This window comes from Rhizobium sp. NFR03, from assembly GCF_900111275.1.
Taxonomy (GTDB): Bacteria; Pseudomonadota; Alphaproteobacteria; order Rhizobiales; family Rhizobiaceae; genus Ferranicluibacter.
In genome coordinates, this window is record NZ_FOGR01000002.1 from 593,584 (window position 1) to 605,523 (window position 11,940).

Annotated in this window: 13 protein-coding genes; 7 read left to right on the forward strand and 6 right to left on the reverse strand. The window is 60.8% G+C overall.

What is annotated here, in order from left to right:
* Positions 1-658 precede the first annotated feature (658 nt).
* Both BSG19_RS08045 and BSG19_RS08050 read left to right on the forward strand, forming a co-directional pair.
* Positions 659-1,444, forward strand: coding sequence for a transcriptional regulator VisN (locus tag BSG19_RS08045; RefSeq protein WP_244529140.1), 786 nt, complete (start codon positions 659-661; stop codon positions 1,442-1,444).
* 8 nt (positions 1,445-1,452) lie between these two features.
* Positions 1,453-2,196: a transcriptional regulator VisR gene (locus BSG19_RS08050; RefSeq protein ID WP_092986583.1), complete on the forward strand. Its 744-nt coding sequence runs from the start codon at positions 1,453-1,455 to the stop codon at positions 2,194-2,196.
* Between the two features lie 21 nt (positions 2,197-2,217).
* Here BSG19_RS08050 and BSG19_RS08055 read toward each other — a convergent pair whose 3' ends face one another.
* From BSG19_RS08055 to motA, 6 genes are all read right to left on the reverse strand, one after another.
* Complete coding sequence (locus BSG19_RS08055; RefSeq protein ID WP_092986585.1) at positions 2,218-2,658, reverse strand: hypothetical protein; 441 nt, start codon at positions 2,656-2,658, stop codon at positions 2,218-2,220.
* A gap of 5 nt (positions 2,659-2,663) precedes the next feature.
* Positions 2,664-3,746 carry a flagellar biosynthesis protein FlhB gene (gene flhB, locus BSG19_RS08060; protein WP_092986587.1) on the reverse strand — a complete coding sequence of 361 codons (1,083 nt, stop codon included), beginning with the start codon at positions 3,744-3,746 and terminating at the stop codon, positions 2,664-2,666.
* A 235-nt stretch (positions 3,747-3,981) separates the two neighbouring features.
* Positions 3,982-5,013, reverse strand: a complete 1,032-nt coding sequence (fliG, locus tag BSG19_RS08065) for a flagellar motor switch protein FliG (protein ID WP_092986589.1) — start codon at positions 5,011-5,013, stop codon at positions 3,982-3,984.
* Between the two features lie 158 nt (positions 5,014-5,171).
* On the reverse strand, positions 5,172-5,759 hold the full coding sequence (gene fliN / locus BSG19_RS08070; RefSeq protein WP_092986591.1) for a flagellar motor switch protein FliN: 588 nt from the start codon (positions 5,757-5,759) through the stop codon (positions 5,172-5,174).
* Positions 5,760-5,818: 59 nt separating this feature from the next.
* On the reverse strand, positions 5,819-6,757 hold the full coding sequence (locus tag BSG19_RS08075; RefSeq protein ID WP_092986593.1) for a FliM/FliN family flagellar motor switch protein: 939 nt from the start codon (positions 6,755-6,757) through the stop codon (positions 5,819-5,821).
* A 3-nt stretch (positions 6,758-6,760) separates the two neighbouring features.
* On the reverse strand, positions 6,761-7,639 hold the full coding sequence (gene motA, locus BSG19_RS08080) for a flagellar motor stator protein MotA (RefSeq protein ID WP_092932128.1): 879 nt from the start codon (positions 7,637-7,639) through the stop codon (positions 6,761-6,763).
* Between the two features lie 197 nt (positions 7,640-7,836).
* Between motA and BSG19_RS08085 the strand changes: the two genes are divergently transcribed.
* From BSG19_RS08085 to flgB, 5 genes are all read left to right on the forward strand, one after another.
* On the forward strand, positions 7,837-8,616 hold the full coding sequence (locus tag BSG19_RS08085; RefSeq protein ID WP_092986595.1) for a DUF1217 domain-containing protein: 780 nt from the start codon (positions 7,837-7,839) through the stop codon (positions 8,614-8,616).
* Positions 8,617-8,618: 2 nt separating this feature from the next.
* Positions 8,619-9,344, forward strand: a complete 726-nt coding sequence (gene flgF / locus BSG19_RS08090) for a flagellar basal-body rod protein FlgF (protein WP_092986597.1) — start codon at positions 8,619-8,621, stop codon at positions 9,342-9,344.
* A 5-nt stretch (positions 9,345-9,349) separates the two neighbouring features.
* Positions 9,350-10,732 (forward strand): flagellar protein export ATPase FliI, encoded by a 1,383-nt coding sequence (fliI, locus tag BSG19_RS08095; protein WP_092987345.1) that lies wholly within the window; start codon positions 9,350-9,352, stop codon positions 10,730-10,732.
* Between the two features lie 19 nt (positions 10,733-10,751).
* On the forward strand, positions 10,752-11,303 hold the full coding sequence (locus BSG19_RS08100) for a flagellar protein (RefSeq protein ID WP_092986599.1): 552 nt from the start codon (positions 10,752-10,754) through the stop codon (positions 11,301-11,303).
* Between the two features lie 254 nt (positions 11,304-11,557).
* Positions 11,558-11,938, forward strand: a complete 381-nt coding sequence (gene flgB, locus BSG19_RS08105; protein WP_092987347.1) for a flagellar basal body rod protein FlgB — start codon at positions 11,558-11,560, stop codon at positions 11,936-11,938.
* The last annotated feature ends 2 nt before the right edge of the window (positions 11,939-11,940 follow it).

The window sequence follows — 11,940 nt, forward strand, 5'->3', positions numbered from 1 at the left end:
AGTCCTGTCGGGATCCACAGAGTCGCAGGAGCGACGCGGAGATTCCTCTATTTAACCATTTGGTTATTTTTTTATGTGGAAAGGCTGCTTTGCTTGCTTGCGCGGGCTGCTCGACTCCGGGTGCGTAAAAATTGATTGTGTCATCATAAGAAAATTTCTCATTAAAACTGGTATATTTGCCAGCGTTGCTAGGCGTGTGCTTTAGCATGCGGCCTATTGTGCTCGAAATCGTTTTGGTGCAATTGCGCAACATGGCCTCCTCAAATAGAAAGCCGATTCGGCGCATGATTCAATGGCGGCGCATTTTCAGCATGCTGCCAGCCTGAAAAAAGATGATTTATCCCGGATTCACGCTTCGACGGTTCATGGCCCAAAGTAGAAAACACAGTAATAACAATGCGGTGCAAATCGTGTTCTCGTTTGTTCACGTTGGTTGGCGCATTTGCGACGCGCCATTCGCGAATCACTTCAGGTTATTAACAAAAAGTAAATCCCGATAAGCGGGCAGTAGTTTTTTGAGTTTGGGCCTGTATAGTTTTAACAGTGATTCGCATGATGATGTGTGCTCGCCGGGGAATGCGGATCCCCGGCCGCGTGGCTGCCTTTGGCAGCGCGCGTGCGCAGATCGCATGCCCGGATCCGTCACGGGGAAAATGTCATGGAAGCTCTTCATACGGAGATTGCGGGTCGACCTGTACCGGTCGCCTCGATGCGAACAACGGTGGGCGGGTTGAGCGCGGGCCAGTCGGCACCGATAAGCCCTGCCGGCCATCCCGCTGCAAAGCGGCAGCTTCTGGAGAAGCTCGGAGACTACGCGGCGCGTGGCCAGCTCAACAAGGCGCTTGCCGCCCTGACGGACTATGTCGGCGCCAGCCACTATCTTCTCGCGCGCTACGACCTGTCGCAGGACAGCGGCCTCGACTTCGTCATGGTCTCGGACTGGCCCTTCGATGTGGTCAAGCGGCTGGGGCAGGTGATGCAGGGTCTGCACGCCAAGACCAACGAGCAGGAAAAGTGCCTGTCGCTGCTGCACCCGGTCTTCATGCGCCTTCCCGAAGAGGCTGTTCTTGGCCGCGGCATCAGCCGTGAATATTGCGCCATTACCTTTTCCATCGGCCGGCTGCGGCTGTCGCTGATGCTGCTTTTCCCGCAGGATCTGATCCTGTCGCGGGAGGGCCTGCGCGATGTCGGTCTCCTCACCGGCTACTTCGCCAGCCTTGCGCGCGAAACGTCGCTGCGCTCCGAACGCGATTTCGATCTGACGGAACGCGAACTCGAATGCCTCTCGTGGATCGCGGAAGGCAAGACCAGCGAAGAGATCGCCCTCATTCTCGGCATCTCGCGCAACACCATCAACAACTACATTACCAGTGTCATGCGTAAGACGGCGACCAAGACGCGCTCGGAAGCGATTGCCTGCGCGGTTCGAAACAACCTGGTATAGGAACGTCCATGGTCATCTATATTCCAGGGGGTCGAAGCGGCGATGATAGCCGCAACGGCCGCCAGACCCGGGCCTCGCGCACAGCCACTCTGATCGCCCGGCTTCAGCTGATGCAGAAAGATATCGAAGCTCGCAACTTCGCCGTTTTCCGAATGAACGGAAACGGCCTGCCGGCATCACGCAAGCTGACCTGCGTTCTGGACAACTGGGGAACCGCGGCGGAAGAAATGACGCACGACGTCGTCTCGACCTATGGCGACGAGATGAAACAGCATCTCGACATCTCGCTTCTGCCCCTCCTGTGGAACGGTGCAGACAATCGTCAGACGGCGGAGACGATCGATTTCGATCGCTTCGTGCTTCGCTTGAAGCTGCGCACGCTTCCCTATGCCGGCATCGCATTTCCGGTGCGCCTCGGAGCTCAGGGCAATGGCTATGTCGCCTTCATGGCGCCATCGCTCGATCTGACCAGCGAGGTTATTCTCGACCTCCACGGCCGCAGCTGCCATGTGATGACGGATCTGTTTGCGGCCGACGAGCGCCGCCTGCAACCGGCCGAGGCTCTGAGCGAACGCGAGATCGGCTGCCTGCAAATGGCCGGGGACGGTTACATCAGTGAAGAGATTGCGGAAAAGATGGGCCTCTCGGTGCACACCGTGAATGCCTATCTGGGCGCTGCCACCGCCAAGCTCGATTCCGTCAACCGAATCCAGGCGATCGCCAAGGCGATCCGCCTTGGCTACATCAGCTGAACCAGACATTCTGGCTCGCTTTCAGCAGGCCATCGCAGTGGGATAGGATTTGATGAACTTGGCCGCATCCAGGCTGCGGGCGAGGAACGCCGTGTTCTCTTCCGGATCGACGGACGGCTTCTTGAAGGCAATATGATTGATCTCGATCGCGGCCGAGTCGTCGCGCAACGCGAGTTGCGCATAGACGGTCACGCCATCCGGCTTCAGTTCGAGATCGAGCACGATTTCCGGATTGCGATTCCAGTCCAGCATGTAATTGCCGCCAATGCCGAAATTGACCGTACCTGGGACGAAATAGAGTTCGGCCGCCGACGACACCAGGTCGGCAAGGCTACCGTGCGACTCGTAGCGCAGAAGCGCAATGAAGTCGGCTGCATCGATGAGACGAAGTTCGGTCGCGACCGGACGGATAGCATCCGCAACGATCTTTTCGCGCTGTTCGGAATATTCGCATTTTTTCATCGCAATCAGTTCATCCGTGTCGGGTTCGATTTCGTTGCGTAGACCCGGTGGATGAGTTCGGCGACCGCCTTGTAAAACACCGGTGGAATAACACTATCCACCGAGACTTGCGCAAACATTGAGCGTGCGAGAGGCGGATCCTCGAAGACGGGGATGTTGTTCTCCTCCGCAAGAGCGCGAATGCGCAGCGCCACTAGGTCCTGCCCCTTGGCGACCACGACCGGGGCATCCCCTTCTTCCCGGACATAGCGCAGCGCCACGGCAAAGTGGGTAGGGTTCGCAATCACCAGAGTTGCGCGCGGAACGGAGGAAATCATCCGGCGCCGTGCACGGTCGCGTGCGATCGAACGTAAGCGTGCCTTTACGATTGGATCGCCCTGCGTCTGCTTCATTTCCTCCTTCACCTCCTGCTTCGTCATGCGCAGCTCGTCGTACCAGTGATGCCGTGTCCAGAAAAAATCGGCGATGGCGATGGCGGCCGTGGAGAAGAGCACGACGTTCATGATCTTGTTGAAGTCGCGGCCCATGATCTCGAAGATCGTGATCGGATCGGAAAACATCGCGTCGAGCGTCGCGTAGAAATCGTCCCACAGCGTCAGTGCGACGATGCCGGAGATGACGGCGATCTTGACGAAGGATTTCGCGAACTCCACGAGCCCGGGCACACTGTAGATCCTCCCCACCCCCGCGATCGGCGAGATCCGGTTCATCTTCGGGGCGATCCGGTCGAAGACGGGGCTCGGCAGGTTCTGAAGGATCGAAGACCCCACACCGAAGGCGATCATCAGCGCGAAGACAGGCACGACCAGCGCGCCCGAGGCCCAGAGGAGCTTCGATATCAGGGCCGTCGCGTCGTTCGATGTGGTGATTCGCCAGGCATCCGGCTGCTCGAAGATATCCTTCAGGGCTTCTGCCATGCTGCGGAACCCGTCGGGCAGGAAGAAAACCACGTAGATGTAGATGGCGAGCGTCGAGGCGAACATCGTGACCTCGCGGGAAAACGGGACGTTCCCCTTCTCGAGGGCATCGCTGACCTTTTTCTCGGACGGCGATTCGGTTTTGCTGTCTTTATCCTGATCGTCCGACATGAAAACGGCCCTTCACGATATCGCACTTGTTACCTCGGCCGACCATCTCGTGGCGACCGGCGTCGTTGGCGATGTTGTGGGCTGACGGGGCCGGTCTGGCAAGAGCCTCGTTTCCCCACGGTCTTGCAGAGGTCGTTCCAGACTGCACGTCCGGCGGTACCCGCGTCCGAAATGCAGAAACCCGCCGCAACGCATGTTGCCGGCGGGCTCTCGATATTTCAGGGGAGTGGTCGCGTCAGGCTGCGACAGCTTCCTTCGGCTTGAGTTCGATCTGCCCGCTGGCGGCGAGGCGGATGGCTTCCTGCGTCACGGAGCGGCGGGCAACGGCGATGTCGCGCGGATTGATACCGGCGTCGCCGGAGCTCAGATCCGACTCGATCATGCGGCGCTGGCGAGCACCGATCGAGGCGAGGACGCTTTCGCGCATCTCCATGCTCGATCCGCGAAGCGCCATGGTGATGATGTCGCCGGCGATGTCGTTGAACAGAGCGACGCGGCTCTTCTGCGGCATGAGAAGGATATCGTCGAACAGGAAGATCTTGGGGCGCACCTTCTTGACCGAGTCCGTGCTGATCGATTCGAGCGAGGCAAGCAGCGTGTCGACGTCGCTCTTGTCCATCTCGTTCATGACTTCGGCAATCTTGACCGAGCCGACCGAGTTGCGCTCGGCATCCATTTCACGCAGCAGTTCGACAACGCGCGTCTCGATGATGGCGGCCGCCTTCGGCGACACGTTCTTCATGTTGACGGTTCGGTTGATGATGTCGGCACGTCCGGCTTCCGGCAGCTGCAGCAGCACCTTGGCGCCAAAGGTCGATGGCATCATCGAGAGGATGTAGGCGGTGGTCTGGGGATGTTCCTTGGATAGATTCTGAGAGACGAAGACCGGATCCGCATCCTGCAGGCGGTCCCAGATGTTGGTCTCGTAGGACTGGAACGCCGTGCGGCGACCGAGCAGGCCATCGACCTCGTCGGGTGTCAGACCCTCTTCGAGAATGGCCTCGATCGCCTTGGCATTGTCCATAAGGCCCGCACCTTCGGTGAACAGGTCTTCGAATTCATTGACGAGGATTTCGAGCTCGTGCGGCTCGATGGATCGCAGCGTCTGCGCGGAGGCGATGATGCCCTGCAACTCGCTCTGCGTGAAGAACTTCAACAGCTTCCCGGCGATCGGCTTGCCCATGCTCAACAGCACGGCCGCAGCCTTGTCCATCTGGCTCAGGGGGCGCGTCAGCGCCGATGCTTCGAAATCGTCGTAATCCATCATGGATCCTTCCTGGACGGCATCGCTGTCTGTCACGACGCCGAAACGGTCTTCATCTGCTGCGGTTGTCTCCAGGCCCTGAAGGCCCGGAAGGAATGCAGTGCCCTTGCGGGATGTGGAAGCCGGCCATCATGCCCGCCTTCCACCAGTCTCGTCGGCCTTCAGGCCTTCTTTCCGCTGTTGACCTCGATCAGCTTGACGCCGAACCGGGTGTCGTCTTCCTCGAGAACCGTGATCTCGCCGCGGCCGATGACCCGGCCGTTGACCATGATCTCGACCGGTTCGCCGATCCTGCGGTCGAGCGCGATCGTCGCGCCTTCCGTCAGACCCATCAGTCCGGAGACCTGCATGCGGCTGGATCCGAGCACGATCTGCACATCGATCGGGATGTCCATGATCAGATCGAGATTGCCATGCATGGTCGCGCCCGCCGTCGGTGAAGGCGTTGCAAAGCTGTCTTCGAATGCGCTGTCGCCAAAGGCTGTCGCGGCACCTGATGCAGGCTCCGCAAAGCTGCCGGCAAAGGGGTTGTCGTCGTCGGTCGCGCCGAAATCGCTCATGAAGTCGGGAGCGGCCGCCGGCGCTGCGCCGAAGTCCATGCCGAAGCCCGTGTCCAGGCCTGTGTCTGGAATGCCGCCTTCGGCATCCGTCTTCAGAACGCCGCGAAGGTCGTCGATCGCCTGATCCAGCTCTAAATCGCCGGTTACCGCGCTCTGGTCTTCTGTCAGTGGTGCTGTCTTGGGTGCCATGTCGAGAGTATTCCAGTTGAAACTTGCCCCAAGCCTGTCATGGCTCGGCGGTCCGTGAATTAGCGCGTGAGATGCTGAAGAAGTTCGTCTTCGGTGCCAAACGTGTCCTTGACGCGCACGGTATAGCGCGCGCCCGAGCGTCCGAACTCGCAGACGTAGAGGTCGCGTCCGTTCGCCTTCACATCGACCCGTACGTCCTTCGGATCGTGGAAAGGAATGACGTCGCCCGGCTTGAGCTGGGTGATCGCGGCAAGCGTCAGCTCTTCCAGCTTGATGTGCGCCTGCAGCTCGACCATGGAACGGCGAACCTGTTGCTCGACCTGTTCGGCCCAGGCGGTCTTCTGGCGCCGTGCTTGCCCGATACCCTTGGGAAACACGATCGTGGTCTTCAGCAGCGTCTGCTGCGGAACGAGGATCGAGAATGTGGAGAGAACGGGGCCGACGCCGAGGGTGATGTTCACGCAGGCCGTGTAGACGTCCTCGACATCCTTGTCGTCCGCCGACCGGTTTTCGGCGTTATAGCACTTGCCGACGAACGGCTCGAAGCCACCGGGCGCATTCACTGCGGACTTGAGAACGCCGGCGACCTTTTCGAAGACGATGGCCGCAACGTCGAGTTCGATGACGGACAGGTTGCGCGGCTTCGGTTCCTCGATGGATTCGGCTGGCGAACCCAGCAGCATTTCCATCATGGTGATGATCGCAGGGCTATCGCAGCTGATGGTGAAGTCGCTGCACCAGTTGCGCAACAGGCAATCCGAAAGCGCGACCCCGTCTCCAAGCTTGCGGATCAGCTCGCTCTTCAGTCCCGTGTCAAACCCGGCATAGCCGATGGTCAGGTCCAGCCCCGTTTCGCTCTGCAGCAGGTCGGGCAGGAACTCGCCGAAGACCTGGCCGAGATCGGCGCAGATCTTGCCGATGGTCTTGTCGTCGCCGAGCGCGCCAGTCATGCGCGCCAGCAGTTTCCGGTCGAAGGAATAGATGTTCTCGCTGGTCATGGATCAGGCCGCCTTGCTTTCGCCGCCGCCGCCGGGGTTCATCATTTCCTGCTCCACGGCATCGATCGACGGACGCTCGTAGGAGGAGATCGTCTTGCGCCCGTATTCGAGAGCGACCTGCGGCACGGAGCCGTTCATGTAGGCAAGCAGCGTCTGCTTCACGATGATGTAGAGGCGGTTCTGTTTTTCGCGCACATGCTTCACGTTGGCGATCAGCGGGCTGACGATGCAGTAGGACAGGAAGATGCCAAGCATGGTGCCGACGAGGGCGGCCGCGATCTTGCCGCCGAGAACCTCCGGGCTCTCGGTGATGGCGCCCATGGCCTTGATGACGCCGAGAACGGCCGCGACGATCCCGATGGCGGGGAACGCATCGCCCATCGTCGCCAGCGAGTTGTACGAATGCATCTTGTCGTGGGTGATGGTGTTGATTTCCTCGTCCATCAGCGCCTCGATCTCATGGCTGCGGGCATTGCCGATGATGATGAGGCGGACGTAGTCGCAGATGAAGGCCGTGAGGTCCTTGTTCTTCAGAACGGTCGGTGCCGACTGGAAGATCGCGGATTCGTCCGGGTTGTCGATGTGGCTTTCGATCTCGTTGCGCGACTTGGTGCGCAGGTCGCGCATCAGGCTGTAAAGCACGCCGAGCGTGTCGAGATATTCGCGCTGCTTGGGCACCTTGTGCTTGAAGGCCTCCACGAGCGCCTTGCCGGCGTCCTTCACCGTCTTCATGGAGTTGCCCATGATGAAGCCGCCGATGCCGGCGCCGCCGATGATGACGAGCTCGAACGGCTGGTTGAGAACGGCCATGTGCCCGCCCATCGCAATAAAGCCGCCGAGAATACAGCCCATTGTCATGACGAGTCCGATGATGATGTTCATGTCTCTACCTGCCGCAGTGGTGGATTGTGGGGTCCATCCCTAGGGTCCGATGCTTGCGTGAAGCTGGTTGCAAGCCGGATAAAAGGCCCGGCAAGTTTGGCGAAAAGCGCCGACAGGTTCGCGCAAGGAGCAGCGTTCAGCTTGGTCGCGAACAGGAGCCGGGCCCAAGCCGTGTGCTTCGCCTTCGGGGATATGCCTTGACCACCACCTTCACCAGCTACAGGCAGATAACGGCCGACCTCACGACGTCGCTGAAGCGCGTGACGGAGAAGCCCGACGTGGCGCGGGAAACCGAGTATTATCTCGCCCATATCGGCAATGTGAAGTCGATCGACGACCTCTTCGCCGACACCCGCCTGTACGACTATGCCATGAAGGCCCACGGCCTCGAAGACATGGGCTACGCCAAGGCCTTCATGCGCAAGGTGCTGACCGAAGGCGTCGCCAGCGACGATGCCTTTGCCAACAAGCTCTCCGACAGCCGCTACACAGATCTCGTCAAGTCGCTGAACTTCGCCGCGGACGGCGCTGCCGCCACCGCTTCCGAGAAGGCCCTCAAGGGCGTGACGGAAAAATACGTCCGCCAGACGCTGGAGCAGGACGCAGGCGAAGACAATGCTGGCGTTCGCCTGGCACTTTATTTCGAGCGCATGGCGCCCGGTGTCACCAATTCCTACGGCCTTCTGGCCGACGAGGCACTGGCGCAGGTCGTGCGCACGATCATGCAGGTCCCGGACGCCTTCGCGGCAGCCGATATCGACAAGCAGGCCGATGCCGTTTCCAAGGCGATCGACCTCAAGGATCTGCAGGATCCGCAGAAGATGTCGAAGCTGATGGAACGCTTCACCGCGCTCTGGGAACTCGACCACGCCACGAACAACTACGATCCCCTGGCGGTCTTCGGCACGCAGAGCGGTTTCGGCATTTCATCCGATCTTCTCCTGTCCATAAACACTTTGAAGCTCGGAGGTCGATGAGCATGCAAACCGGTCTGTACGTCGGCGTTTCCTCGCAAATCGCGCTTGAAAAGCGCATGAATACCCTGGCTGACAATGTCGCCAATGCCACCACTGTCGGCTTTCGCGCCACGGAGGTGAAGTTCAATACCGTGCTCGGCGATACCCGGCCGACCAAGGTCGCCTTCGTCGGCGAGGGCGCGGAGTTTCTCAACACCTCGTCGGGTGGTCTGTCCCATACCGGCAACACGCTCGACGTCGCCATCAAGGGCGATGCCTGGCTTTCCATCGAAACACCCGCTGGCGTTGCGTTGACACGCGACGGACGTTTCTCCCTGACGGAAACCGGCGATCTCGTCACCATGCGGGGTTATCCGGTTCTCGATGCGGGTGGTGCTCCCATCCAGCTGAACGCCAATGCTGGCGAGGTCGTCATCGGCAATGATGGCGTCATTCGCCAGAACGGCACCCAGGTGGCGGCCCTCGGTCTCTCGGAGGCCAACTTCGCCAACGGCTTTTCGCGTTACGACAATTCCGCCGTGATCCCGACGACGGCCCCCGAGCCGGTCGTGGATCGCATGGATGTCGGTGTGATGCAGGGTTACGTCGAGGAATCCAACGTCAACCCCGTCCAGGAGATGTCGCAGCTGATCACCGTCTCGCGCGCCTTCGAGAGCATCGCCTCGCTCCTGCGGGACAGCGAGACGTCGCTGGATGAGGCGATCAAGACGCTCGGTGGCAGCAAGTGACCGTCATCAACGATCAACCGCTCGACGTCCGTCAGGCATCGACAGCCTTGTCGGCGCTTGCCGGTCTCGTCGATCGGTATTCCAAGGCCGAGCATGCCGTTGCGCCGGGTGGTCATGTCCAGACCATCTCGCCCGGCCACTACACCGTCAGTGGCCTGTCCCGCCATGTTCGCCTCGGCGAGTTCGTCGCCCACAAGAGCGCGACCGGCATCCATCTCGGCGAAGTCGTCAAGGTCGAGCCGGAAACCGTCGTCGTCTGCCCGATCGAGCCGGGCGAGCCGATCGGCATACACGATACGGTCATCCGCAAGGGCGCCTTCCGCGTTGCTCCCACGGCCAGCTGGTGCGGCCGCACCATCAATTCGCTCGGCGAGCCGATCGACGGTCGCGGGCCGATGATGCAGGGCGACGTCCGTCGCGCCATTTCCACCTCCGCGCCGCCGTCCATGACGCGCCAGCGCGTCGAGCACTGTTTCCGCACGGGCGTTCGCGCCGTCGATATCTTCTCGCCGCTCTGCCTCGGCCAGCGTCTCGGCGTTTTCGCCGGCTCCGGCGTCGGCAAGTCGACGCTTCTCTCCATGCTTGCCCGTGCCGATGCCTTCGACCGCGTCGTTATCGCGCTGGTCGGCGAACGTGGCCGCGAAGTCCGCGAATTCATCGAGGACACGCTCGGCGACAACCTGAAGAAGTCGGTCGCCGTGGTCGCCACCAGCGACGAGAGCCCCATGCTGCGCAAGATGGCGCCGCTGACCGCCATTACCATCGCGGAGCATTTCCGCGACCAGGGCGACAACGTCCTTCTCATCATCGACAGCGTGACCCGCTTCGCCCACGCCATCCGCGAAGTCGCGACGGCGTCCGGCGAGCCGCCGATCGCGCGTGGCTATCCTGCCTCGGTCTTCACCGAACTCCCCCGCCTTCTGGAACGCGCAGGTCCGGGCCCGGAAGGCACGGGCACCATCACGGCGATCATCTCGATCCTCGTTGACGGCGACAATCACAACGACCCCATCGCCGACTCCACGCGCGGCATTCTCGACGGTCACATCGTCATGGACCGCAGCCTTGCCGAAGAGGGTCGCTATCCCCCGATCAATCCGCTGTCTTCCGTCTCGCGTCTGGCACGCAAGGCCTGGACGCCGGATCAGGAGATGCTGGTCTCGCGGCTGAAGTCGCTCATCCATCGCTTCGAGGAAACCCGCGACCTTCGCCTCATCGGCGGTTATCGCGCGGGCTCGGATCCCGATCTCGACATGGCCATCAAGCAGGTGCCTGTCATCTACGACATCCTGAAGCAGACACCGGGCGAACGCCCTGCCTTCGACGCATTTACGGACCTCGCCAATGCGCTGAAGGCCGGAGCAGGCGGGCAGCAGGCGCGGCGCTGACGAGAGGAAGGAGACAGGCATGAACGACATGGATGCAGACGAAATCGTCAGGCAGCGCAAGAAGAGCGATCGCATGCCCATCTTCGACAAGGCGCTTGTCGGCACGGGCATCGCCCTTGCGGGCCTCGCCATGTTCTTTCCGTGGTACGCTTTTCTGAACCAGGAAAAGTTCGCGCTTCCCGCTCTCTGGAACGGCGCGACTCAGGATCTTCCCGAAAAGATCGGCACGCCGGGCATGGTGGCCGCTCCTCAGGCGTCTCCGTCCGACGCGGCGCAGACACTGGCTGCGGAAACGCAGGCGGCTGTCGATCAGCTCGTCACGGCAACGGTGCCGGCGCCGAAACCGGGGGAGCCGGCCGAGCCGATGCTCGACCAGCCCTTGCCGGGATCCATCACCTTCAAGCTCGTTCACGTCGCCGGCGGTCGCGCCCTGATCGAGGATGTCAGCGGCATGTACATTGTCCGGGTAGGCTCTCCCCTGCCGGACAACAGCCGGCTTGCCACGCTCGAGGAGCGCGATGGCAGCTGGGTGATGATCACGTCGCGAGGAGACGTCTTCAAGGCGGAATGACACGTTCGGCCTTTCCTCACGTTCCGCTTGCATGATGCTCGCTCAGGCTCCGCCATCTCGAACGATGGCCGCAGGCGTCCTTCGCGTTCCCGAAACGCCTGGCACGCGCCTGGAGCCCCGCCATGACGGCCTTTTCACAGTTTGGTCGAAGGTCGTTTTCGTGCGCTCCTATGCGCCGGAAGCCTGCAAATCCGCGCCAGTCCCACGCAAGTTTACAAGCATAATGTCTCCAGCAACAAGCATGGAGTCGCATGATGCAACCTATTCAGCTGTTCGAACTGGCATCGAGGCAAGCTCAGTGGCTCGCCGTCCGCCAGAATGTCGTCGCAGGAAATATCGCCAACGCCAATACGCCGCATTACGCATCGAAGGATATCAAGCCGTTCGATAGCGTCATGAAGGAAACCGGCTTTCAGCTGGCCTCCACCAATCCCGCGCATTTTACCAGCGGTCCCCTGAGCAACCAGATTACCGAGACCTCATTGATCGACGATGGCGAAGTCCAGCAGTCGGGCAACAGCGTCGAGATCGAGAAAGAGCTCATGAAATCCGGCGAAGTAAAGCGGGATTATGAACTCAACACCGGTCTCGTGAAGTCCTTTCATCGCATGATGCTGATGGTTGTCAGGAAGTAATG